Consider the following 26569-nt stretch of genomic DNA (forward strand, 5'->3'; position numbering starts at 1 on the left):
TTTAATTTAATTATAATTTATAAAATACGACATCTATATGTCATATATTTTAATATAATTAAATTTAGTAATAGTAACTTATAAGGAATACATCTTAAGCATCTCTTTCAATCTATTTATAACATTATCTCTAATGAATTTAGGTTCAAGTACTTCAACACTATCTCCAAAAGATAAGATATATCCATAAATCCACTCTCCAATTGGGAATTCTGCAATTACATCATATGTATTATCTTCATTTTTAGTTATTAAATCATTGTTAAAATCATCAAAAACTCTATAGAGCATCTTTTCCTTAAATCTTAGCCTCAGAGTTACTGTATCTTCTTTAATTATTTTAGAGTCATCTAAGTATGCCTCTTCAATTATCTTTCTTGAAAATATGTCTTCTTTTACTACTAAGTTTTTCATTCTACTGATTCTAAATATTCTAAAATCGTCCTTTAATTTGCAAAACCCATACAAGTACCAAGTCTTACTTTTATACATTAGCTTCATCGGTTCAACAGTCCTATTTGTCTGACTTGAAAAACTATTTACATAATCAAAATTTATAGTATTGCGTCTTAAAATAGCATTTTTTATTTTTGTAAATTTATCATCCTCATTAAAATTACTTCCCCATTCAGTAAAATCTATTTCAATCCAGTTTGCAAAATTACTTTCTCCAAATATTGAGCCAATTTTATCTACTACTGAATTTATTTCTGGATACTTTGTTGCTTGTAATGTTTGAAGTGCTATTATTAAACTCTCCTTATCTTCCTTTGACAATATAGTTTTGTCTATAGAATATTCTTCTATTAAAGATATTCCTCCTCCTTTGCCTTTAGTCATATATACTGGTACTCCTGACATAGACAGAGTTTCTATATCTCTATATATAGTTCTTGTAGAAACTTCAAACCTCTCAGCCAATGCTTTAGCAGTAACTAATTTTTTATTTAATAGTATTACTATTATTTCTGTTAATCTATTTATTTTCATCTATTATCACCCACTAAAATTATTATATTTATCTTTATTTTCTATAGTTATATTATTTATTTTAAAGCTTTTTATATTTTATTCATACAATATTTAAGTAAATTTTTAATAAATAAATTTATATGTTAATATTTTGAAGTTATGTAATATTTTACATATTTTTTCGTTGACAATGTTAAATTTTTGATTTATCCTTAATTAAGGACATGTTATTGACAGTTCTTAAACTTATTTGAAAAACCATTTTACTATATAATTTTATGTAATTTAGGAAAACGTATTATATTCAAGAAAACGTATTTTCTATTTCAAATTCAAATAAGTACAATATTTATTTTTTTAGGGAGGCAATCATGGAAATTAATAAAAAACACTTTATTCAAGTCTTTTTAACTTGCTTAATCTTAGTAGTAGTATGTGAATTTATAGGACAAAGAACATTAGCTATTGGCTCAGCTTCTATAATACTATTTCCAATGCTTTATGCAGTTATAATCGGACTTATAATAACACCTGACTTATTAGGAAAAAAAATTAAAGCACTTAAAAAAGTTATTGGAGAAAAAGAAATCAATATTGCTGGTGAAGTTGTTGGAATTGCGCTAGTAATGCTTGGTATAAAATATGGGACTACAGTTGGCCCAAACATCGATAAGATAATTCAAGCTGGACCTGCATTTCTTGCTCAAGAATTTGGTCACATACTTGCACCAATAGTTGCATTACCTCTTGCATTAATATTTGGTATGAAAAGAGAAGCTATTGGAGCTACTGCAAGTATAAGCCGTGAACCCTCTTTAGGAGTTATATCTGAAAAATATGGGATAAATTCTCCAGAAGGTAGTGGCGTGCTTGGTACATATTTAATGGGTACAGTTCTTGGTACTATATATTTTAGCGTATTAGGCTCAGTCTCAATTTATAGTGGCCTTCATCCATATGCTTTAGGAATGGCTTGTGGTGTTGGTAGTGGAAGTATGATGACTGCTGCCGCTGGCTCACTTTCTACCATGGTACCTCCAGAAATGGCAGATACAATACTTGCCTATGCAGCAACAAGTAATATGATGTCTAGTATAACAGGAATTATATTCTTGGTCTTTGTATCTTTACCATTTACTAATTTTATGTACAAAATTTTAGAACCTAAATTTTCAAGAAGTAAAAAAACTGACGAAACAAAAACTACAAAAGGAGAGTGCTAATAAATGTTTGCTAATTTAGATTTAAAGAAAAGTTCATATCAATTATTGGTTATGTCTATTATTGGAGTTATAATTCTTATAGGACAAAGAATTAGTGTTGGTACATCTATAGTAACAGCTTTTCCTGGAATGGTAATGTTAATATTAGCTGCTATGGCTGCTATGATTATAAAGGATTTATTTCCTAAATCAATATTTCCTGCTTTTGGATTTGCAACTATAATAGGTCTTTTACTTAGTATGCCATATAGCCCAACATCTGAAGTATTCTTAACTAACACTAATAATATTAATTTTATGGCTATAACAACTCCTCTATTAGCTTTTGCAGGAATTTCTGTTGGAAACAAAATAGAAGCTTTAAAGGAAATGTCATGGAAAATAGTTATAATATCACTTGTTGTCTTTACAACTATATTCTTTGCATGTGCAAGTATAGCTCATATAGTTTTAAGTATTCAAGGTAAAATATAGGAGGAACTTATTATGAATAAAGAACAATTAAAATCTCTAGTAATAAAGACTATCGATGAAAATAAAGAAAAAATATTAGAAATAGGTCATGGAATCTACAAAAACCCAGAATATGGATATAAAGAGTATAAAACTACAGAAGCTGTTTCAAACTTTTTTGAACAAGAACTAAACTTATCTGTCGAAAAAAATATAGCTGTTACAGGATGTAAGGCAGATGCAAATTCTAGTAAAGAAGGTCCTCATATATCTATACTTGGAGAATTAGATGGTATATCATGCAAAGAACACAAAGATTCTAATGAAATAGGTGCATCTCATACTTGTGGACATAACATACAAATAGCTGGAATGTTAGGTGCAGCTATTGGTTTAGTAAAAAGTGGGGTTTTAGAACATTTAGATGGTAAAATATCATTTATGGCTACTCCTGCTGAAGAATTTATTGAATTGGAATACAGGGAACAATTGAAAAAAGAAGGAAAAATAACTTACTTTGGTGGAAAACAAGAACTAATAAAAAGAGGTTACTTTGATGATATAGACATATCTATGATGTTTCACTCTTCAGATTTAGGAGAAGATAAGGCTCTAGTTGGTCCTGAAAGTAATGGCTTTGTCGGCAAAAAAGTTAAATTTATAGGAAAAGAATCTCATGCTGGTTCTGCTCCACATGATGGAATAAATGCTTTAAATGCAGCAATGCTTGCTATAAATAATGTAAATGCACTTAGAGAGACTTTTAAAGAATCTGAAAGAGTTAGATTTCATCCTATCATCACAAAAGGTGGAGATATAGTAAATGTTGTTCCTGCTGATGTTCATATGGAATCATATGTAAGAGCTAGAACTATAAACGGCATGATAGATGCTAATAAAAGAATAAATAAAGCATTGATGGCTGGTGGAATGGCGGTTGGAGCTGATGTTGAAATAACTGAAATTCCTGGGTATCTACCAATATTAAGATACAAAAACCTTGATAACTTATTTAAAAATAACCTTGAAGATTTAGGTTTAAAAGGAAAAATTATTGATGGTGGAGATTTCACTGGTTCATTTGATTTTGGAGATGTATCTCATATAATGCCTACCCTTCACCCTATGATTGGTGGTGTAAAAGGTGCTCTTCATACAAGAGATTTTGAAATAATTGATGAAGACTTAGCTTACATAGTACCTGCTAAGGCTATGGCACTTACAGTTATAGACCTTCTTTTTGATAATGCTAAAGAGACTAAAGGTATATTAGATGCCTTTACACCAGTTATGACTAAAGAAGAATACTTAACATTCTTAGAAAAACACGACAAAACTTTATAGGTCTATTAAGTATTCTTTTTATAATACAAAGATGGTATATGCTTTAAAAGCTATACCATCTTTTCTTTTCCTTCGTAAAGTCCTCAATATTTATTTAGAAAAAATATAACAAATATATTCATCCTCATGTATAGTAATAGCATACATTAGTAGTTAGAGATAGCATTTACAAATACTGTATATTTCTTATAAAAAAATATTAGCTAAATCTCAATTATTAGGGTACGAAAGAAGGTGAGTTGAAATGATGACATTAAAACAAGTTTCTTCATTAACTGGTGTCAGTATACGTACTCTACAGTTTTATGACGAAGTTGGTTTATTTAAACCTACAAAAATAACTACTGATGGATTACGATTATACGATGATAACGCATTAGAAGTTCTACAAAAAGTTACATTTTTTAAAGAACTTGATTTCACATTAAAAGAAATTGAAGTAATCATGGAAAATCCTCAATTTGATTGTCTAACTGCATTTAAAAATCAAAAAGAACTAATCCAAATAAAGCGAGATAGATTAAATACTCTATTAGAATTACTTAATAAACTTATAAAAGTAGATAAATGTGTGGATTTTAAAGATTTTAATATGAGTGAGTATTTTCATATTTTAACTGATTTCAAAGAATCTCACACTGATGAGATTGTCACACAAACTGAAAGCATTGAAGATTTTGATAAAATAACTTCAGAAATCAAATCATATGAAAATGAAATAGCAAATATGGCAATTAAGCAGTTTGGAAGTCTTGAAAAATACACAAAGGCTATGGAAAATAACTTTCAAAATTTTTTATCTAACAGTACTACTATTTCTCAATCAGAAGTACTTAACCTTATTAAAAAAGGTGATGATATTACAAGAAAACTTACAGAAAATCTAAGTAAAGATGTTGCATCTTTAGATGTCCAAGAATTAGTTAAAGAACTGATTTCTTTTACTAATAAAATTAATAATGGAATAGATATGGGAGATAATTATTGGCCTATTATGTCTGAAAATTATATATCAAACCCTGTATTTATTGAGGTTAACGATAATAAATATGGAGTTGGAGCATCAAAATTTATTGGTCTTGCTTTAAAAGCATACCTTGAAAAATAAAAACTTGATATTACAGTTAGCACTTTATACTATAAATTTGCAAAAAATAGCATTGGTAAACATCATAGATATTTACTGATGCTACTTATTGTAATATTTACAAGGTTACCATTTTTGTAGAAAGCATACAATATTTAGAACGTTGAATTTGAACAGAGTGGCTTCCTGACTCTAGTTATAAATATGTAGAAAATATTTCAGATATAGAAGTTTACTTAAATTCATACCTACAAAATGCAGAACATGAAGTCTGGCTTCCAGTTACAAAAAAATCAGAAAAGAAAAAAGGCAGTTTCAAAATTCCAGCTGAAACTACCGTTTTTCTTTTTAAAAATTATATATTACATATACATAAAAATCATGATAAAATATTAAATCAGTTTATTCGATAACACCCTTTTCCTGCTTCCTTTGCTGCATAAAGAGCTTCATCTGCCTTACTATATAAATCTTCAAAATTAGCAATGTTTTTATCACAAATTGAACATCCTAAACTAATATGAAATACATAATCATTCTGTGATAAATCTTCCATATTATCTAATGCATCAAATAATTTCTCAAAGCGTATTTTACAATTCTCCTCATTCTTTAAATCCTTAGCATAGATGGCAAATTCATCACCACCTAATCTTAAAACTACACTATCATAGAAAATATTCTTTATATTATCAGCTACAGCTTGTAAATAACGGTCACCTACAATATGACCATAGGAATCATTGATATATTTAAAATCATCTATATCGATAAGAATAAAAGCTCCATACTTTTTTTCGTCCATAAGATGTTCAATCATTTCAACGCCAGCACCTCGATTATATATACCTGTCAATAAATCAATTTCTGATTTAGTTCTATATTTAATGTAGTTTTCTACACTTTCGATACGGTCATTCAGAATAAAAAAGTTAACACCCACAGATAAAAAATAAAAAGTAACTAAATCAACTAAATCCGCCATAAACATATTTATATCCTTTGCTATAAAGCAACAAATACCATAGATTATAGCAGTTCCTGTTATGTAGAGAGTAATTCTCCATGGTTTATCCAATATGAATAAAGGAAGTACACATATAAAGACCATAATTGTGATTGATGGTTCTGTTTTATCTAGAAAAGTTCCCATCAAAATACCCATTATCATAACTGGAGTTAATGCCAAATAAAAGATAAGCGTTATATGCTGAAAGTGTTTTTTTAAGTAAAATTTAGAAATAATATAAAGAATAAAAAAGTATCCAAGTATAATAAAAAACTCTATATTAAAAGTAACAACTTCTGATAAAATCAATCCAAATACAAACACCATAGCTGAAATAGTGAGTCCTAATAATGACAAACCGCAGAAACATCTATAATTTCTCAATCTAATTTCAGATTTATACAAATTCATCTTCTTTGCTTTAAAATTCTTTAATATTGTTTCTAACATCCTACCTCCCTTGTACATTCCACACTCTTATTCATGAATTATTTTAATACTTCTATAATTCAACTACTGTTGATACACTTATAAATGAACTCTCACATTATTTATTAATTTAAAGAGTGATTTAACTATCATATAGAGCTATTATTCATATTTTTTCATTTTTCTATTAAAATTAACCCAATAATTTCCAATTATATAAATTGATTATATTTCCAATATATTTTTTATAAAAATATAATAATATTACTATCTAGTTTACAAAAACATATAAATAACTTAATATTTTTAATTTTATTTTAATATTTCTTTACTTATTGTTAGAATATATTATATCATTCTCATATACAAAAGTCATTAAAAAGAGCTCCTACATAGGTTATATTCATCATAATATAAACTTGTGTATTTTACTATTTCTCTACGATTCTTTAATCTTTTTATATTTTTCATATAACCTTATGACAATTTATCCTCTTACATATTATTTTTTAATTCTAACCTAAATACTCCACTTGAGTTGTTATTTAGTTGTTATAAAGTTTTGTATTTTATTAATTTATTCTTTTACTAACTTAATATTCCACTAGATTTTTATAAAGTTTTGTTTTAAAATTAATTTTAAAGTATATATATAATACAAATAACTTAGATATAATTCGTCATTAATCTACTTAAAGCATATTTAATTAACATCACTCATCCAGAAAATTCAGAAAATTACATTGACATAGGAAAAAGTTTATTTTATACTTTTTTTAGGACACATTGTGGACACGTCTTAAATTGACAGTCATAGTTTACATTATAAATTTGACCACAATACTTATTTTCAATATTATATTTTAAAAACATAGGGAGGATATTATGAATGATAACGTAGTTAAAAAGAAAAACTTTTTTGACAGAACATTAAACAGAATAGAAATTGTTGGTAATAAGCTACCAGACCCAGTTACAATATTTCTAGGATTATGTGTACTTTTACTTATACTATCTAGCATAATCGGTTCTATGGGTATATCAGTAGTTCATCCTGGTACTGGCGAAACTATAACTGCTGTAAATTTATTAACTGTAGAACAACTTCAGATTTTATTAGGAAATATTGTTAGTAATTTTCAAGGCTTTGCACCTTTAGGACTAGTTTTAGTTACTATGATAGGCGCTGGTGTTTGTGATAAAACTGGACTTATGACAGCAACAATAAAGGCATCAGTAAGCAAAATTCCTGAAACAAAAGTAACTCTTGTTGTAATGACTATAGGTATGCTTGCAAATATTGCATCAGATGCAGGTACAATACTATTCCCACCATTGGCTGCACTTGTATATCTTGGTGTTGGAAGACATCCACTTATAGGTTTATTTTCTGGATATGCCGCAGTCTGTCTAGGATTTGCAGCAAACATCATGATAAGTGTTAACGATATACTTGCTGCAAGCTTTACAGTACCAGCAGCTCAGATGATTGATTCTGGATTTGAAGCTAATGCAACAATGAACTTATTTTTTATGATAGCATCAACTTTTGTATTAATATTGTTAGCAACTTGGGTAACAGAAAAAATTGTAGCTCCTAGATTTGGTAAATACGAAGGAAATGCAGAGTTAGATGTTGATGGTAGCCTTAGTGATGTAGAAAAAAAAGGGCTTAAAAAAGCTGGTATAAGTATATTAATATATGCAGCAATTATGATAGCACTTAGTGTAATTGGTCAAAAACCATTCTTAGCAGACCCAGAAACAGGAGATTTATTATCAAATAATGCTCCTCTTATGAAAGGTATGGTACCTATAATAGCTTTAGCTTTTTTTATACCTGGTGTTGTATATGGAAAAACTATAGGTAAGATAAAAAAGGATAAAGATGTTGTCTCTATAATGGCTGGTGCAATGAGTGATATGGGCGGATATATAATACTAGCATTTGCTGCTTCACAGTTTTTGCAATTATTTACAAATAGTAATTTAGGTTTGATACTCGCTGTAAAAGGTGGAGAGTTTTTGAAATCAGCAGGAATAAATGGTCCTTTATTATTGATAGGATTTATTATATTATCATGCTTTATAAATTTATTTATAGGAAGTGCATCTGCAAAGTGGGCTATACTTGCACCAATATTCGTACCAATGTTTATGATGGTCGGATACAATCCAGCACTTACACAAATGGCTTATCGTATAGGTGACTGTATAACAAATCCACTTAGCCCCTTATTCCCATACTTCCCTATTATACTAGCATTTACAAGAAAGTATGATAAGGATGCTGGTATGGGTACTGTAATAGCTAATATGCTACCATACTCTATATCATTCTTGATAGTATGGACTATACTATTGATACTATTTATGGTGTTTAATATTCCATTAGGACCTGGAATATTCCCTTCTTATAGTATGTAATTTATTTAAATTTTTCTAAAAGGAGAAATGATTTATGTTAAGTAAAAATAGACTTATAGATAACTTTATGGATATGGTTAGGATTGACAGCCCATCTAATCAAGAATTAGAAATGTCCAAGTGGATAGTAAACTATCTAAAAGAAAGAAATATAGACGCTATTATAGATGATGCTGGTGAAAAATATGGTGGTAATACGGGAAATGTTATCGCATATATAAAAGGAGAAGAAGGAAGTAGACCTCTTTGTTTATGTGCTCATATGGACCAAGTTCAACCTTGTTTAGGTGTAAATCCAATACTAGATGGTAATGTAGTTAGAAGTGATGGAACTACTACACTTGGTGCAGATGACAAAGCTGGTATAGCTGCTATCCTAGAAGCTCTAGAACATGTTATTACAGAAAAAATACCACATAGAGATATATATCTATGTTTTACAATTTGTGAAGAAGCTGGTATGCATGGTGTTAAAAACTTTAACCCTGATAACTTACCTTGCAAGGATATGGTGATTTTAGATTCTGGTGGAGCTATTGGTTCTATAGCATATAAGGCTCCTGCACAAGAATCTATAAAAATATCTTTTGATGGTAAAAAAGCACATGCTGGTATAGAACCTGAAAAAGGTATAAATGCTATATTGGTTGCCTCTCATGCTATAAGTAATATGCATATAGGTAGAATAGATTCTCTGACAACTTCAAATATAGGTAAAATAGAAGGTGGTGGAGCTACAAATATAGTAACTGATAAGGTTACATTGACTGCTGAAATCAGGTCTCATATCCCTGAAACTTTAGAATATGAACTTAATCATATGGAAAAATGTTGTTCAGATGCTGCATCTAAATTTAATACTACTTACACTTTTGAACATAATATGTCTTATCCAAGTTTTGAACTTAGTAGAGACAGTCATGTTTTTAAATTAAGTGAGGAAGCAATAAGACAAGTTGGTGTTGTTCCAAATCCAATGATAATTGGTGGTGGTAGTGATGCAAATATACTAGCTAATCTTGGATATAATTGTGCTATATTAAGTTTAGGGATGTATGACGTACACACAGTTAATGAATATGTAAATATAGATGAATTATATGATACTGCTAAAATAGTTTATCATATGATTAAGTTAAATGATGAATTGTAAAAAATTAATGATAAATTAGAGTACTATCACTAATATAAATACTTTTATACAATACTACTCTTTAACTCTCATAATTAAAAACCTATGTATTTTCAACTCTATAAGTACTATTTTAAAAAGTTGATTTACATAGGTTTTAGTATTTTATATGACACTTCATACAATCTTATATAATATTTTAAAACAATATCTCAGTAATATTCTTTGGTCTACCTCCACCAATACTAGTTTCTTTAGCACATATTCTCCCTAGATTTGCACTTACTATTTTATTCAGTATACGCCTTGCACTTCTTTCACTTACATTTAGATATTCTGCCAATTCTTTTGAATCGTAAATCTTGCTTTTTCTATTTTCACTTATAGCTATAATTTTTGCTACTGATTCGCAACTCATTCCAGTTTTTTTAGATATTTCTATTACTTTTTCATCAGACAATACTAAGGAGTAATTTAATTCATTTTCTGAGGCTAAAGGACCTCTTATATTTTCATCTTCATCTACTAAATATATACCAATTTCTTTTGAATCTATTGAATGTCTCAATGCTTTATGTGCATTATTTTCAGCTTGATATGCAGTTACTCCAGTCCCAATACCTATACTAAGAGAAAATCCCATGTCTTTTATATCTCTTTTTAACTTAAATAATTTATCATAATTGTACTCATTATCAGCTACACCTTTATGAACAAATACCACATAATCATTTCTTCCAAACGAAAATAAAGAACCTTGAATACTTCTTGCATAGTTTACTACAAGCTTATCCATATCTGATTTTTTTATCATATCAGAATAATAGTTTTCTATCTTCTCTTTATAATCTATTAGACTCAATATTTCTACTGCAATTTGAGAAAATCTAGCCTTACTTAGAGCATATTCACTCTTCACTTTCTCATAACTTTCTTTGATTAATTGTATGGTTGCTTGTAGCCGAAATACAGGATAACCTCTTTCCTTTAACTCATTGTACACTGCTCCAAAACCAGTTATCATTATCTCGGTCTTATTTTCTTCAAACAATTGTATATGCCACTTTGCAAGTTCAGATTCTCCTACTTCTAAAGAAAATGGCCTACAAAATATACTTGTAGCTTCAATATCAAACTCTTTAAGTGCATCTTCTACAACATATCTATCAACTACATCTATACTAAATTTATCTAGCTTTATATTTTCGCTCTTTATTGCCCAAAATGCTTTCATTATACTTGTCCCACTTCTTGGAACAAATGAATGTGGTTTACTTATTTCATGTTTAGATTTTATAAACTCATAGACTCCACATCCTGTAAATATAATAGCATCACATTCATCTTCACATTTTGAAATAACTTCTACCGTATCTACTACTTTTTCTCTTACATATATTTTAGTTTCTAAATTGCTATCTATCTGTTTTAAGTCTTCCTTTATCTTAAAGCCAGAGTCTGAAGGACCTATAATACCCACTATCATAAACTTCGCTCCTAATCCATCCATATTGTACTTACTAAAAAATTATAATGTCATTGCTTTTTATTTTTTATTTAATTTATTATCTCACATTCTATATTTACGGTAAAGAAGTTCTATACAAGCGTTTAGAATAAAAATCTTTAAAAATTAAATTTTAAATACTATAAAGCCTGTATATATTTCAACCTTGAATTATTAATTGACTGAATATATACAGACTATCTTACATTTAATTTAGACAACCTATCACAGAATATATTACATTTAAATAAAGTATATTATTTTAAGTAGTTATTAGTTTACTATCTTGATGATTATAAAGTAAACTTTCAAAATCTAGACTTGGAATAGGCTTACAATAGTAATATCCCTGAATTACAACACAATTCAAACTAGCTAAAAATTCTGCTTGCTCTTTTGTTTCTACACCTTCTGCAACTACATCCATTTCTAGGTCCTTAGCCATGGCTATAGTATGCTTTAAAACAATTTTTTCTCTTTCTGTAATTTCTTTTTCATTGAAAAATCCACAATCTATCTTTAATGTATCAATATTTATATTTTTTAGCATATTTAATGAAGAATATGCCGAGCCAAAGTCATCCATATTTAATATAATACCATCTGTTCTAAGCTCTGCTATTATCTTGGCAAATAGCTTTATATTTTTAATAAATAAGCTTTCTGTAAGTTCTAATTCCAAAAATGATTTTGGTATATTATATTTATTTATTAGACCTAAAACGATATATCTAAATTGAGGATTATACAAATGTAATCTTGATACATTTACAGAAATAGGTATTGGCTTCTGACCTAAGTCTATCCATTTTCTTATCAAAGTACATACTTGCTCCCATATATACATGTCTAGTTTAATAATAAACCCATTCTTCTCAAATAGTGATATAAATTTATTTGGAGGTATTATACCTTTTTCTGGATGTATCCATCTAACCAAGGCCTCTGCTCCTACAATTTCATTTATTTCAAGATTATACTTAGGTTGTAAGTATACATGAAACTGTCCATTTTCCAATGCATACTCCATTTCTCTTTCCATCTGTTTTTCTTCAATTGCATCATTCCTCATAGCTTCATCATAAAACATATGATGACTTATACTTTGCTTCTTTACATTTTTATGTGCATATCCTGCCATTTCACAGGCATTTGTAACTGATATATTATTATCCAAAATCCTATAAATTCCAAAGCATGGTACTAACATATATTCAAATTGCTTTATACTTAAACTTTTTGTAATCTTATAAATTAATTTATCTACCTCTTTATCATGATAACACTCATAAAAAATGCAAAACACATCTGCATACATACGACAACAGATTCCCTTAGAAGTAATATTTTTTTTAATCAGTTCTGCAATATATATTAATGCCCTATCTCCCTCTTGAATACCATAAATATCATTAATTACCTTGAACTTATCTATATCCATCATTATAGCAACATAATGTTTATTAGGATGTTTTTTGAGTAATAAGTTTGCTTGTTCACAGAAGCCTTCGTAATTATATAGACCTGTCAATATATCTCTTTGCCTTTTACGTATTTGCATAATATGGTCTATATTTTTAATAGAAAGCAAAATATGTGTCTGATTTTCACCAAATTTATTTTTACTGATGACATTTAGGATACACATAGATGCCCAATAGTACCTTTTATCCTCTCCTAAACATCTACATTCAAAACTCAACTTTAAGTCCTCTTGCTTGTTATTTTTTGAATCATCAAGAAACTTTGAATAAAGATTAGAGTAAAATATAGCTCTATCATCAGGATGAACTATATAGTTTCTAATGTATAAAAATGTTTTTTGTATATTCTCTTTTACAGAAATTTTAAAAATATTGTTTTCTGATTGATAGATTGGAGTAATTAAGTTTTTCTCTAAGCAAATATCTAAGATAATATCATATGTATTATAAACTAATTTTTCATAAGTTTTGGAATATCCATCACTTGTTATACTATCAAAAGATTCTTTAGACTCTAAATCTTCATATGTAGATAAAATTCTTTTTTCTGAAGCATTTAAATTGCTTATCTCCTCTAATTTATTGGTCCTTAATTTATTTTTTTCATAATATCTTTGCTTATCTTGGTACATTCTCTCATCAGCAATTTTAGTCAACATATGTATATTTATATTATCTTCACTCCAAGTGCTTCCTATTGCTACACTATATACCCTAGTATCTTTAAACTCCTCACTTAACCAAGTAACCTTTTCTTCAAATAGTTGTTTTGAAATTTCCTCACATAATACAACAAACTCATCTCCACCAATACGATAAATATTATAGGAATGAAAGTATTTTTTTATAATTACACAGGTTGATACAATAGCAGAATCGCCACTAGCATGTCCAAAGTTATCATTGATATCTTTTAATCCATTTATATCTATAAACACAACCCCCATAGATTTAGCTTTATTGCTGTAAAAATTATCTATGTATTTAATATATTTATTTCTATTGTAAACCCCAGTCAAAAAGTCATAGTAGCTCATATGATTCAATTTATTTTCTACTTCTCTCTTTTTCATTTCAGTCAATAAAAAATAAGATAGAGAAGTCAAAAGAGATGTGTCCTTAACAGCTCTCTGTGGATTGTCAACTCCAATAAATCCAATAATTTTATCATCTTGCTTTAATGAAGATGCTATTAAACTTTCAATATTTTGAGGTTTTAAAATTTCATACTCAATTGGTTGTGTTTCTTTTAAACTTTCTATATTATCTACTATTATAAAACCTTTTTCATGAAATAATAAAAACCAATTTTTTAGTGATTCAATATCAATATCTTCAAGGAATTGTTTTTGTCCCTCAACCCCTTGATTACACCATTCATATGTATTATTTATCTTTTTACCATCTGCTGACACTTCAAAAATATATGCTCTATCAGCCTTATGAAATTTCCCAATACTGCCTAATACAAGATTTATAGCATCTGAAAAATTAGTTTCTGTTATAAGATGTTTAATACACCCAACTAGTAATTCTTTTATTTCTAATTTTTCTTCTATCGACTTACTTATATTTTCCTTATCAGTAATATCAAGAGCTATTTCCAGTCGTGCAGCTCTGCCTTCCCACTCAATTAATTTATCTTTTAATATAAAATGTCTGTCTATTTCAGTGTTTGTATTTTCCCATATGTAATATTCATCATCTTTCAAAAAAGAGTTAGTACAAAATTCACAAGGAGAATCTCTTCCTTGTAATGCTTCATAACATTTTCTATGAGAAATATCATCAAGCCCTAATAGCCTTTTCCCATTTTTATTAATATATAAAAGTTCATATGTATCCAAGGAGGAAACATATATAATTTCATCTAATTCATCTACTAAGTTTCTCACACTCATTTATGTATAACTCCTTTTATTCAATTTTTTAAATTCTTGAAACTATGTCAAGTTTTGATGTACCTTTGATGATGCTATTGTACTTTTTTATAAAAAAAAAGAATACAATAGCATCATCTTTTTTGACAAATAGAGCTCATTATCATATTACTCATTGAGGCTCTCTAAAACTTAAATTATCATAAATATCTTTTGCTGTACATACTATTTTTTTAATCTTCATATAATTCTTGTTATTCATACCTTAACTTAGTTCTAAGCAAGTTTTACATTATAAAAATTATATTTTATACTCATATCTTCATTCAATATATAGTATAAATATTTACATAACTATTAAATAAATATTTATATTATGAAAAATCAAACTGCTTTACCCATTTAAAAAGACATAAGTTCTCATTGCTAAAAAAGTACATTCTACAATGAATTACAGTGTTGTTATTATAGTTATATTAATAATATCATAAAGACCATTATAAAAAGATAAAAATAGTAACTTTTTTATATTAAAAAATATTTATTAATAAATAAAATATTTTATATATAAAAAGTATTTATAAAAAAGAAATATCACATTAACTAAAGCTCAATTTGAAATATATTTTATTTAAATAAAAATATAGTCTTTATTAAAATATAGTTTTTGTATTAAAAATCGCCATGCAAATATAATATTAATAGGCTGTCTTTCCTCCTACTTATTATAAAATACATGGCTATTTATATTTAGTTAAAATATTACTAGTTTAGATTAACTAATACTTTTAATTTGATACTTATTCATCTGTCATGCGATATCCTACTCCAACTTCAGTTAAAATATACTCTGGTTGAGCAGGATTTTTTTCAATTTTTCGTCTTATACTTGCCATAAAAACTCTAAGGGATTGGTTTTCACTTTCATAGTAATTACCCCATACCTTATCTATTATAAATTTATGTGTTAAAACTCTCCCTGAATACTTAGACATTAATTCAACAAGTTTATATTCAATTGGAGTTAAGTGTATCTCCTCACCATTAATAGATACAAGATGCTTTTCATAATCTATCTTTAGATTTTTAACCTCAAAGGTGGTAGGAACGTCACTATTTATCTTACCTTGTTGAACTTTATTTCTAAGGGCCACACGCACTCTAGCCAAAAGTTCTGTTACACTAAAAGGTTTAGTTAAATAATCATCTGCTCCGCCATCTAAAGCCTCAACTTTATCTCTTTCATGCTCCCTTGCTGAAACAACAATTATTTTATTATTTTTAGCACAAGCCCTAACTCTACCTATTACCTCAATTCCATCAATATCTGGTAAACCTAAATCTAAAATTATTAAATCTGGGTCAAGAGAATGTATAAGTGATATAGCTGTGCCTCCATTGTCAGTTTCTACACATCTATAGTTTTGAGTTTCCAGAGACACTTTTATAAATTTACAAATTGGTCTATCGTCTTCTACAATTAAAACCAACGGCTTTACTTCCATTCGTCTTTCACCTCCCCTTTATCTAAAGGTATACTGAATCTAAATGTAGCTCCTCCAGAAGGATTATTGAAAGCAATAATTTCTCCACCATGAGCTTGTACTATAGACTTACATATTTCTAAACCAAGACCAATCCCTCTTCTTTCAAGATTTCTTGCTTTATTCTTTGTATAAAATCTATTGAATATATTCTTAATATCTTCACTTGGTATTCCTTTTCCGTTGTCTGCCACTTCAAATAATACATTTTCAGCTTCTTTGCTTACAGTTAATTCTATCTTAGAATTTTTAGGTGTATGTCTTATAGCATTGTCAATTAAGTTTACTAAAACTTGCTCTATCAATAATACATCTACATGAACTATTATTATTTCATCTGGTATATTGGTTTGTATCTCTCTACTATTGGCAAATTTTTTAACTCTTAATATAGATTCCGCAATTATTTCATCTACAACCTCTGGACGTTTTTCAATATCCAATTTTCCTTCATCTATTCTGGTCATGCTAAGTATATTCTCAACAGAGTGTGTTAACCAACTTGTATCTTCATATATATTTTTTAGTAGCTCTACTCTAGTTTCTTTATCTATTATGTCATCATTTTCAAGTATAGTTGAAGAAGAACCTAGTATACTTGTAAGTGGAGTTCTCAAATCATGAGAAATTGATCTAAGTAGGTTTCCTCTTAATCTCTCTCGTTCTGTTTCAAGATTAGCTTTTTTATTCTTTTCAAATAGGTTTTCTCTATCAATTGCTAATGCAACCTGTGTTGAAACTGCTTCCAACAATATCTTTTCATTTTCCGTAATAATATCAATTTTAAAACATGCAATACCTATAACACCAAGAACATTGGATTCTTGACCTTTTATAGGAAAATAGTAAGCACTACTATTTTTACAATATTTTGTTCCAATCCCAACTGGTTCGCCTGTTCTAAAAGCCTCTTTTATAGCTTCCTTTTCTAATACTGAGTGGAATATATTCTCACTTCCATCATTATTACAAATATAAATACTTGGCTTACCTAGATTATTATCACCATCTGCAATAGTTACTATAACAGTTCTATTTAACATGTTTACCAAATTAGACCCACAAAATTCAATTATTTGATTTTTATTTTTTGCTTTAAGAAGTGTTTTATTATTTTCATAAAGCAACCTTATCATTTTCTCTCTTTTATGAGAAAGTCTTACTTCTTTTTTTATTCTAGAAGTTAAAGTGCTTGTTATAATTGCTGCCAAAAGCATAATACAAAAGGTCATTGGATAATCTTTTCTATAAGCTATAAAAGTATATAATGGGTGTGTAAAGAAAAAATTAAATGATAGCACTCCTATTACTGAAGAAAGTATTCCAAAAAAATACCCATGTGTTATACTTGTAGCAAATAATACACCTAATATATACACTAAAATAATATTAGATTCATTAAAACCTACTTTTTTAAAAGCTACTGATATTCCAGTAGCAATTATCATAACCAATATAGTTTTTATAAAGTCCTTAATAATTATTTTCTTACTGAGATAGTCATCTTCATCATAATCATACTCTTTTAAGTCTTCATGATGTAGTCGTTCTTTTTTCATTTACTGCAATTCCTCCTTACTGTTACTGTTTAAATTGACTCTAATGTATATAATACAATTTTATCATAATAAATTCAATCAATACATTTAAATTACTAAAAGGTGCTGTCTTAAAATGAAAATAAATCTCTATTTCAAAACAGCACCTTTATATATTTAAATCACTAATTTAATTTTTACATATTTAAATTGTTAATTTGATTCAATCTAATAAATTATAATATCTTAATATTTGATTTTTAAAACATTCCTATCCAACAAGCATAAATATAAAGTGGGCACATACACCTGCACATAAACCACCTATTGTATGCGAAAGAATCGCTTTACCAGCTAATGGTCTTGCATCTAAAGCATCCATCATACCAATGTGTGTACTTAAATATCCACTCCAACACATACCCATTGCTGTAAATACTGCTATATCATTAGGAGTTACAGCACCTGATTTTATAAATTCTGGCACTAGAGATATTGCTGCCCCAACAGCACCTAATGCAGTTACAGGGAATGCTATTGCTTCTGGTGAAGTAAATCCAAATAATGGTTCTATTATAAAACTGATTTTGTCACCAATAGCAGGTAATAATTTTATACCTTCATATGCAGCTCCTGTGTAAACAGCTTGACCTGTAGCAGGGTCTGTAGATGGTCCAAAAGTTAATAACATAACTAATGTACAAACTACTAAAACTCCTGGTATTATAGCCATACCCATTTCAACACCTAGCTTACCACCTTCAAGTATAGCATCCAATCCTCTTTGGAATACATTACCATCTCTTATTTCTCTAAACTCTTCAATCTTTTCACCTTTTCCATTTGCTTGTTTGTCATTATCAATTTTAGGGTCATAATTATAATACTTTTTAGTAAAAGTCAACATAATTCTAACACTAATAATACTACCTATTATTGCTCCAACGTTACCAATTATAGCTGGTAATACATATTCTTTACCTTGAGCTATCATGAAAGTTGTTACAATAAGTCCCATACCAAAAGCTGTTCCTAAGTTACATAAAGCAGGTATTTGGTATTTTTTAAAGTATTGTGTAAATGTTTTGTCTTTAGCGAATGGTATAATAGCTGGGTTATCAGATAAATAAGTTGCCACTACTCCTGCTATACTAGCACCAGGTAAGCCCCATATAGGTCTCATAAGGCCCTTAAATATCTTATTTACTAAAGATATTACTCCAAATTCTGAAAGTAATGCACTAAGTGCACCTGCAAGGACTGCCATTGCCATTATCAAAAATACTGTTTCTAGTAAAAGTGCATGTGCTGTACTCATTATTACTTTGAACATCATTCCTGCACCCATGATACTGCCTACATAGCCAAATCCTACCGCCAAAAGTACAATAAATACGAAGGTTTCCATACTTACTGCCTTGACTCTCCTCTTCTCTGACAGCTTCTCCATTGTGAATCTTCCCCCTTTTAATTTAGAATTAAGGTTTCTACATTAATACAAATTTGTTAATACAAAACAAGTTCTAAAACTTACATCTGTGATTCAAGTTGTCGGTTTGTTGAAATAAAAAACCGTGACTAATATTATGACAATAAGAATATCTAATTTAATAAAAGATATTCTTATTCTATTTTATGTTATTATATTATCATCCTTTGGCATAAAAGTCAATTTTTTCTATTTCTGTGGTTTAATTTTATTTATGCTCTTCTTATATTTTTCATTATTTTTTATCTTTGAAACTATTCCATATAGATTAACTTTCCTAAATACTGTGGTTATAAATACTAACCCCAATGCAATCGAACTTGCACAAGATAATGTACTTACCCCATACTCTACTGCCTTAATATAGTCATTAGTTAAAACAGAATACATAGTGTTATATATTCCATAACCTGGTACTAGGATTATAAGACAACAAACACTTAAAGTTGTCGATGGAGTCATATAAATCCTAGCACATAATTCACAATATATTGCAAAACATACTGTAGCTATAAAAAAGCACAAATTTACTGATACACCCATATTCAAACAAAACTTATATGAAAACCATGCTATACTTCCACCGACACCTGATATTATCAAGTTTTTTCCCTTCATATTAAATAGGATTCCAAAACTTAAGGCTGTAAAAAAAGCTGCTACTACTTCTATAAACAATTTCATTTATATACCCCCTAACTTGAAGTATAATCCTAGTACCAAAAACATTCCTACTGCTATGGATACACCTACAAAAAATACTTCTGCCAACTTTGCAAGACCAGATATCAATTGACCATCTAACAAGTCTCTTAACGCATTAGTTAAAGCAAGCCCTGGAACCAAAAGCATTATTGCTCCTGCTATTAAATGGTCCATAGTCTTTATAAATCCAAGCTTTAGAATCACAATGGAACAAAAAGCTATGACAACTGCTCCTATTGCATTTACAAAAAAATCGTTTAGTGAAGACTTATTTAAGTACATAATAACAAATTTAGTCATTATTCCCACCATAAATGCAGCTATAAATTCTTTTAAATCTCCTCCAAATAATATAGAAAAAGTTGCTGCTGCAATACCTGCAAAAATTATTGTTACTATATCTGAATAATAATTGTCTTCACTTATCTCATCTAAAATCCTCTCACATAACTCAATATCTAAATTATTTATACTGATTGCTCTTGATAATGAGTTAACTTCATGAACTAAGTTTAGGTCTACCCTTCTTGAACTTATTCTTTTAATTGCTGAATGTAGTTTTCCATCTACAAAAACAGATGCCATTACAGCTGTTGGAGTTGCAAATACATCAACATGCTCTATACCAAAAGATTGGCATATTCTACTTATCGTTTCTTCAACTCTATAAGTTTCTCCTCCACTCTGCAACATAGCTTTACCTGCATTTGAGGAAAAATTTAAAATTCTATCTATATCCACAAAACATATCTCCCATTCTTTTATAATATTATTCATATTTTATTACAATATATTAATTATTTAAACTAGTTTAAATAATTAATATCCAATATTTAGATTTTATGAAAAAATTTGTTTTTTATGCTTGTCAAAAATAAATTATAAAGTTATTTACACCATAAAATGGTTGAATTAATATTTCATAGACACTTTCAACCATTGATATATAACCTCTTTAAATTTTATAAGCTTATTTTTCTTTTCATTATTTTTGTTTTAATAAAAAATTATCTCTCCACTTAGTATTCATTTTATTAATTCTTCATTGAATACTTTAAAACCTACTACAATTTATGATTTACAATAACTATAATTTTCAATCTGTACACTTGCAAATTGCTCATAAGATAATAATTAATTTTTATGTTTATTTAAATAATTAGTTTTTATATTTATATGAACATTAAATAAAAGTGCTACATACATTACAAGGTTTATACTTATCTAATATAACAACATAATGCCTTATGTAAATCCATAAAAATCCATATCTCATATAATGCAACTATTATTTTAACACCAACTACTACACAAAACAACATATTAAAAAGTAAAATACAAAATATCCACTATAAACCTTATTTTAATATAAAATATATATTATAATATATTTTATATAACTTAAATATAAAGAAAGGGAGTACTATATGTTAAGAAAAGATAAAGTTTTATTATCACTACATAAGTTATGTAATAATATAACTTTAAAAGACCTACAATCAGAGAAAACAGGATTTACTACTCTTGAAGTTGCTAACAATTCATCTCTTGATAGAAGTAATACTAGTAAAGAATTAAATAATCTATACAATGAAAAGAAAGTTGTAAAAATATCTGGTAAACCTATTTTATTTTTACATGCTGGTATTATTGAAAATTTGATTGGTCGTACTTTAAATAGCTCAGAATATTCTATAAGCAATTGTAATGAACTATTTAAATCAACTAAAAATGATTCAGAGGATATCTTCTCAACATTACTTGGATATGATTCTAGCCTTAAATTAGCTATAGAAAAAGCTAAATCTGCCATACTTTACCCTCCAAAAGGTCTTAATACATTACTTATAGGGCCTACTGGTGTTGGAAAAAGTACATTTGCTGAAACAATGTACAAATATGCTATAGAAAGCAAAGTCTTTTCTTCTGAAAGTAAATTTGTAGTATTTAATTGTGCTGAATATGCAGAAAATGCTAACTTACTTCTTAGTAATTTATTTGGTTATGTTAAAGGTTCTTTTACTGGTGCTAACAAGGATAAATTTGGGATAGTTGCACAGGCTAATGGTGGTATATTGTTTTTAGACGAAATACACAGATTACCCCCAGAAGGTCAAGAGATGCTTTTTCTTTTGATGGATAAAGGTATATACAGACGATTAGGAGAATCTGATGTCGTACACAGAGCTACAGTCTTTATTGTGTGTGCTACAACAGAAGATATACAGTCTTCCTTACTTGGAACTTTTCTAAGAAGAATTCCTGTTACAATTAACCTACCTGCTTTACAGGATAGGTCCTTAAAAGAAAGATTATCTCTCATTAAGTATTTCTTCATTATAGAATCTAAATATACTAATGCAACTATAAGAGTTCATAAAGATGTAATTAAATCATTACTACTTTATGACTGTTTTGGTAATATAGGTCAACTTAAGTCTGATATACAACTTATGAGTGCAAGAGCATTTTTAAATTATAAGACTGAATTAAAAGATAACATAGAAATAGACTTGTCTCTTGTTCCTGACTATATTTACACTGGTCTTTTAAAGTTGAATGAAAATCGCAGTAATTTAAACAAATTATCAGAACTTGATTATATGCTTTTTTATGAATTCAATGGTAATAACTTAGAAGTTGAGTATACAAAAGAACTATCTAAATACAATATAGATACATCAAACAATGGATTTAGATACTCTACAGAGATTCCTTATCTAGAAAATGATATAAGGAGTATGTTTATAAATTATATGGAGAAATACTCTACAAAATTACTTTCAGTATCATCAGTGACTCATTCTGATTATACAAGTAATGAGATTTTTAAAGTAATCAACCCAAAGATTTACTATGCTGTTGAACACTCTTTAAAAGAAGCTGAAAAAATATCTAGAAATAAATATACAAAACAGACTTATGTTGCTCTTTCAATGCATATAAGTGCTCTAATAGAAAATATAAACCAGGATACATATAATCCTAAGTACAATCTATATAATGATAAAATTTTCTTAGAGAAAGATTTAAATATAGCTAAAATAGTTTTAAGTATAATTGAAAATGACCTACAGATATCTTTACCCAAAGATGAAGTAAAATTTATATCTATGTTTCTAAATAGTACATACCTTGAGCCTAATAATCACACTGAAAGTATTGGAGTTATAATACTTGCTCATGGAAATTCAACAGCTAGCAGTATGTGTGATGTAGCCAATTCACTACTTGGTACAAACCATTGTAATGCAATTGATATGCCTTTGGATGTGAAAGTAAGTACTATACTTGACAAAGCTATAGAATTGGTAAAAGAATGTGATAAAGGTAAGGGAGTACTCCTTTTAACAGATATGGGCTCTCTCATAGCTTTTGGAGAACTTATTTCAGAAAAGACAAAGATTAAAACACGCTCTATTGAAATGGTGTCTACTCCAATAGTTTTGGAAGCAGTAAGAAAAAGTACTCTACCGGAAATGACCTTAGATGAGTTAGCTAACTCTTTAAGCTCTTTAAATCCATATATTGGACGAGCTGCAATTGACTCATCAGAAATAGATTACCCTGAAAAATCAAGAGATTATGTTATAATAACTACTTGTATAACAGGTTATGGTTCAGCTATGAAAGTTGCAGACTTTATAAATTCTTCACTTAAAAATATTAATAAATACAATATTAACTTAGTTCCTCATAATATAGAGAGTTTTAAAATGTATAGGAATAAATTTAGTAATACTAAAATTTTAGCAGTTGTTGGTAGTGTAGACTTTAATGTTGCTAACACTCCATTTATACACATAGAAGAACTTCTAAATGGATATGGGCTTGATATGTTAAACAAGATAATAGAAGGTACATTCAATGCCAACATTATTACTAATATAAAGGAAACAAATCTATCATATAACAGCTTAATAATAAACTTTATGTCTCAGAACTTAGAATTATTGGACTCAGTTAAATTATTCAACTATGTTAATTCATCATTATTTTCAATAATAGAGTTAATAGACAAAGACCTTAAGAGTAAATTTAAACTTGGATATATATTACACTGCTCTTTTATGATAGAAAGATGTTTTAAAAATACAACTTTTCCATATAATAACATTACTGATTTAATTGGTAAAAATTATAAATTATATGAATTAATACGAGAAGCTTTTAAAACAACTGAAGCTTACTTTAATATTTCGATACCAGATGAGGAAATTGCTTATATAATAGATATGATTAATGAATATCTAAATAAATAAAACTGATAGTTCCTATCTTGCGCACATAATTAGTATATGAAATGGAGGATGAAATTTTGAAAAGAAAAATAAAATACTTAGCAATACTTGCATTAATTTTTACATTTATAACACCTGGATTCTCATTTGCAGATAATCCACCAGTCCCAAATTCGTCAAGGGCGGCATTGCTTATAGACCAAGATACTAGAAGAATATTATTTGAAAAAAATAGCGACGAAAAAATGCCTCTAGCTAGCTTAAGTAAGATGATGACATTTTTACTTGCAATAGAGGCAGTAGATAAGAATCAAGTTAAAGAAACTGATATAGTAAAAATAGACAAGTCTACAGCTTCTGTTGGAGGTTCTACTTGTAAGCTTAAAGATGGAGATGAAATACCTCTAGGAGAGCTTATGCAGGGTCTTATGCTTGTTTCTGGAAATGATGCAGCTATGGCCATAGCAAAATACATTGGTAAAGATGAAAAGAGTTTTGTAGATATGATGAATAAGAAAGCTGAAGAAATAGGAATGCATGATACGTATTATTTTAATCCAAATGGTCTTCCTAGATATACTGACCCAGAACGTAAAGAGCCTCCTATAGAAAACATATCAACAGCTCATGATATAGTTACTCTTGGAAAGTATATGTATGACCATTATGAAAGTCAGGTTACTAGAATAACTACTATGCAAGTTTATAATGATACTAAAAAGGATTTTACACACTACAATACAAATCCTCTACTTGTTTCAGTTCCTGGTGTAGATGGAATAAAGACAGGTTATACAGATAATGCTGGATATTGTTTTGCATTTTCTATGATGGTTCCTAAAGATGCTAAAAATGAAAGAAATCATAGATTAATAGGTGTTGTGCTTGGTGATGGTAATAAGAAGAGTAGAATTTCTTCTTCTGCTAGTTTATTGAAGTATGGTAAAGATAATTTCCATTCTAAGAAGATAGCTCATAAGGGAGATACTATAGAAACTCCTTGTATCGATGGTATTGATGATTTTAAGATAAAGGTTAAAGTAGATAAAGATTTATATGGTGTTGTTTCAGATAATGAGAATATCAATCCTAAGATAGTGTTTAAGAGCATGAGTTATCCTATCAATAAGGGAGATATTGTTGGTGTTGCAAAGTATTATAATGATTCTGGTAAGTTTGTTGGAAGTGTTAATGTGAGAAGTGAAAGCAATATAGGGTGTATCCCTTTGAAGGACAAGATTAAGATTAAGGTTGCTAAGATAAATAGAGAGCTTGAAGGTAAAAATTCTGTTTGTTTTAAGGCTTAGGTTAGATGAGATTTATGAAAAACTCCACTTTATGGTGGGGTTTTTTGTTTTATACAAAAAATTAAAATAGTGGCAACAATTGAGGATGTGAGGGAGAGTTGCCACTATCTATATAGGGTATTATATTATGTTTTTAAGCTAGTTTTTACTATCTTCTATGTTTATATAATAACTCTTGTGTGTGAATTTAATAGAGAATTCATGTGAAAATTATGTGAAGTTTTAAAGGCATAGTTTTTTAATTTTTCATATGAATATTATTCAAAATTTGCTAATTTAGTATACCAAAATAGCTGTAGGTAAATTTGTTTTTATACAAATCTACTTACAGCCCATTTTATATACTAGTTTTATTTATTGAAATTAAAAAAATTTACTGCTATTCTACCTAATAAAGAGGACACAGTTCTTACTGTTGTCTTAGCTGGTACTGTTACTTCTATTTCTCCTGTGTCAGCTGTTTTTCCACTTGATGTATGCTCTACTGTAAATACTAATGTAACTTTTGTTTCTGCATCTGGTGGCACTATTGTACCATCTTTCTTTATAACATTTTCGTTAGTTGATGATTTTATTGATATAGTATATCCACTTGATACTGATGGCATTGTTAGTGTTGTTGCATCTTGTGTTGGTGCAGTTACACTTGTTATTTTTGATGCCTCATTATCTACTGCTTCTTGGTCTGTATCTACAGCTGTCTTAGCTGGTACTGTTACCTCTATTTCTCCTGTGTCAGCTGTTTTTCCACTTGATGTATGCTCTACTGTAAATACTAATGTAACTTTTGTTTCTGCA

At 28.4% G+C, this 26569-nt stretch carries 17 protein-coding genes and 1 pseudogene; 8 read left to right on the forward strand and 10 right to left on the reverse strand.

From position 1 onward, the window contains the following. Window positions 1-78: 78 nt before the first annotated feature. Window positions 79-990, reverse strand: coding sequence for a helix-turn-helix transcriptional regulator (locus IR151_RS06165; protein ID WP_227433640.1), 912 nt, complete (start codon window positions 988-990; stop codon window positions 79-81). Between the two features lie 353 nt (window positions 991-1343). Here IR151_RS06165 and IR151_RS06170 point away from each other — a divergent pair, with 353 nt between their 5' ends. The 4 genes from IR151_RS06170 to IR151_RS06185 all read left to right on the forward strand — a co-directional run bounded on the left by IR151_RS06170 (window position 1344) and on the right by IR151_RS06185 (window position 5100). Beyond that, complete coding sequence (locus tag IR151_RS06170) at window positions 1344-2195, forward strand: DUF3100 domain-containing protein (protein WP_227433641.1); 852 nt, start codon at window positions 1344-1346, stop codon at window positions 2193-2195. Window positions 2196-2198: 3 nt separating this feature from the next. Next, complete coding sequence (locus IR151_RS06175) at window positions 2199-2669, forward strand: hypothetical protein (protein ID WP_227433642.1); 471 nt, start codon at window positions 2199-2201, stop codon at window positions 2667-2669. Between the two features lie 12 nt (window positions 2670-2681). Then, window positions 2682-3992, forward strand: coding sequence for a M20 family metallopeptidase (locus IR151_RS06180; RefSeq protein WP_227433643.1), 1311 nt, complete (start codon window positions 2682-2684; stop codon window positions 3990-3992). 244 nt (window positions 3993-4236) lie between these two features. Continuing rightward, on the forward strand, window positions 4237-5100 hold the full coding sequence (locus tag IR151_RS06185) for a MerR family transcriptional regulator (protein WP_227433644.1): 864 nt from the start codon (window positions 4237-4239) through the stop codon (window positions 5098-5100). A gap of 376 nt (window positions 5101-5476) precedes the next feature. On the opposite strand, the gene IR151_RS06190 is transcribed toward IR151_RS06185, so the two are convergent. Then, window positions 5477-6538, reverse strand: coding sequence for a GGDEF domain-containing protein (locus IR151_RS06190; protein ID WP_227433645.1), 1062 nt, complete (start codon window positions 6536-6538; stop codon window positions 5477-5479). An 864-nt stretch (window positions 6539-7402) separates the two neighbouring features. On the opposite strand from IR151_RS06190, the gene IR151_RS06195 reads away from it, so the two are divergent. Then, a complete protein-coding gene (locus tag IR151_RS06195) occupies window positions 7403-8944 on the forward strand; it encodes an AbgT family transporter (RefSeq protein WP_227433646.1) in 1542 nt (513 codons plus the stop codon). Between the two features lie 34 nt (window positions 8945-8978). Then, on the forward strand, window positions 8979-10097 hold the full coding sequence (locus IR151_RS06200; protein WP_227433647.1) for a M20/M25/M40 family metallo-hydrolase: 1119 nt from the start codon (window positions 8979-8981) through the stop codon (window positions 10095-10097). Window positions 10098-10275: 178 nt separating this feature from the next. Here IR151_RS06200 and IR151_RS06205 read toward each other — a convergent pair whose 3' ends face one another. From IR151_RS06205 to IR151_RS06235, 7 genes are all read right to left on the reverse strand, one after another. Next, on the reverse strand, window positions 10276-11562 hold the full coding sequence (locus IR151_RS06205) for a transcriptional regulator (RefSeq protein WP_227433648.1): 1287 nt from the start codon (window positions 11560-11562) through the stop codon (window positions 10276-10278). A 283-nt stretch (window positions 11563-11845) separates the two neighbouring features. Continuing rightward, a complete protein-coding gene (locus tag IR151_RS06210; protein WP_227433649.1) occupies window positions 11846-14968 on the reverse strand; it encodes a bifunctional diguanylate cyclase/phosphodiesterase in 3123 nt (1040 codons plus the stop codon). A 779-nt stretch (window positions 14969-15747) separates the two neighbouring features. Then, entirely contained in the window at window positions 15748-16452 is a 705-nt protein-coding gene (locus IR151_RS06215) for a response regulator (RefSeq protein ID WP_227433650.1), read from the reverse strand. Beyond that, window positions 16443-18050, reverse strand: a complete 1608-nt coding sequence (locus IR151_RS06220) for an ATP-binding protein (protein ID WP_227433651.1) — start codon at window positions 18048-18050, stop codon at window positions 16443-16445. Before IR151_RS06220 ends, IR151_RS06215 begins: the two co-directional genes overlap by 10 nt. A 250-nt stretch (window positions 18051-18300) precedes the next feature. Then, complete coding sequence (locus tag IR151_RS06225; protein ID WP_227433652.1) at window positions 18301-19479, reverse strand: hypothetical protein; 1179 nt, start codon at window positions 19477-19479, stop codon at window positions 18301-18303. 228 nt (window positions 19480-19707) lie between these two features. Continuing rightward, window positions 19708-20202 carry a threonine/serine exporter family protein gene (locus IR151_RS06230; RefSeq protein ID WP_227433653.1) on the reverse strand — a complete coding sequence of 165 codons (495 nt, stop codon included), beginning with the start codon at window positions 20200-20202 and terminating at the stop codon, window positions 19708-19710. Continuing rightward, complete coding sequence (locus tag IR151_RS06235) at window positions 20203-20964, reverse strand: threonine/serine exporter family protein (protein WP_227433654.1); 762 nt, start codon at window positions 20962-20964, stop codon at window positions 20203-20205. Between the two features lie 686 nt (window positions 20965-21650). Between IR151_RS06235 and IR151_RS06240 the strand changes: the two genes are divergently transcribed. Then, entirely contained in the window at window positions 21651-24485 is a 2835-nt protein-coding gene (locus IR151_RS06240; protein ID WP_227433655.1) for a sigma-54-dependent transcriptional regulator, read from the forward strand. Between the two features lie 41 nt (window positions 24486-24526). Then, complete coding sequence (locus tag IR151_RS06245; RefSeq protein ID WP_227433656.1) at window positions 24527-25771, forward strand: D-alanyl-D-alanine carboxypeptidase family protein; 1245 nt, start codon at window positions 24527-24529, stop codon at window positions 25769-25771. A gap of 350 nt (window positions 25772-26121) precedes the next feature. Here IR151_RS06245 and IR151_RS06250 read toward each other — a convergent pair. Beyond that, window positions 26122-26569: pseudogene (locus tag IR151_RS06250) on the reverse strand (cell wall-binding repeat-containing protein); the annotation flags it as partial.

This window comes from Clostridioides sp. ES-S-0006-03, from assembly GCF_020662275.1.
Lineage (GTDB): Bacteria > Bacillota > Clostridia > Peptostreptococcales > Peptostreptococcaceae > Clostridioides.

Coding starts and splice junctions, on each gene's coding strand:
- IR151_RS06165 (WP_227433640.1), bottom strand. CDS start 990: ATGAAAATAAATAGATTAACAGAAATAATAGTAATACTATTAAATAAA.
- IR151_RS06170 (WP_227433641.1), top strand. CDS start 1,344: ATGGAAATTAATAAAAAACACTTTATTCAAGTCTTTTTAACTTGCTTA.
- IR151_RS06175 (WP_227433642.1), top strand. CDS start 2,199: ATGTTTGCTAATTTAGATTTAAAGAAAAGTTCATATCAATTATTGGTT.
- IR151_RS06180 (WP_227433643.1), top strand. CDS start 2,682: ATGAATAAAGAACAATTAAAATCTCTAGTAATAAAGACTATCGATGAA.
- IR151_RS06185 (WP_227433644.1), top strand. CDS start 4,237: ATGATGACATTAAAACAAGTTTCTTCATTAACTGGTGTCAGTATACGT.
- IR151_RS06190 (WP_227433645.1), bottom strand. CDS start 6,538: ATGTTAGAAACAATATTAAAGAATTTTAAAGCAAAGAAGATGAATTTG.
- IR151_RS06195 (WP_227433646.1), top strand. CDS start 7,403: ATGAATGATAACGTAGTTAAAAAGAAAAACTTTTTTGACAGAACATTA.
- IR151_RS06200 (WP_227433647.1), top strand. CDS start 8,979: ATGTTAAGTAAAAATAGACTTATAGATAACTTTATGGATATGGTTAGG.
- IR151_RS06205 (WP_227433648.1), bottom strand. CDS start 11,562: ATGATAGTGGGTATTATAGGTCCTTCAGACTCTGGCTTTAAGATAAAG.
- IR151_RS06210 (WP_227433649.1), bottom strand. CDS start 14,968: ATGAGTGTGAGAAACTTAGTAGATGAATTAGATGAAATTATATATGTT.
- IR151_RS06215 (WP_227433650.1), bottom strand. CDS start 16,452: ATGGAAGTAAAGCCGTTGGTTTTAATTGTAGAAGACGATAGACCAATT.
- IR151_RS06220 (WP_227433651.1), bottom strand. CDS start 18,050: ATGAAAAAAGAACGACTACATCATGAAGACTTAAAAGAGTATGATTAT.
- IR151_RS06225 (WP_227433652.1), bottom strand. CDS start 19,479: ATGGAGAAGCTGTCAGAGAAGAGGAGAGTCAAGGCAGTAAGTATGGAA.
- IR151_RS06230 (WP_227433653.1), bottom strand. CDS start 20,202: ATGAAATTGTTTATAGAAGTAGTAGCAGCTTTTTTTACAGCCTTAAGT.
- IR151_RS06240 (WP_227433655.1), top strand. CDS start 21,651: ATGTTAAGAAAAGATAAAGTTTTATTATCACTACATAAGTTATGTAAT.
- IR151_RS06245 (WP_227433656.1), top strand. CDS start 24,527: ATGGAGGATGAAATTTTGAAAAGAAAAATAAAATACTTAGCAATACTT.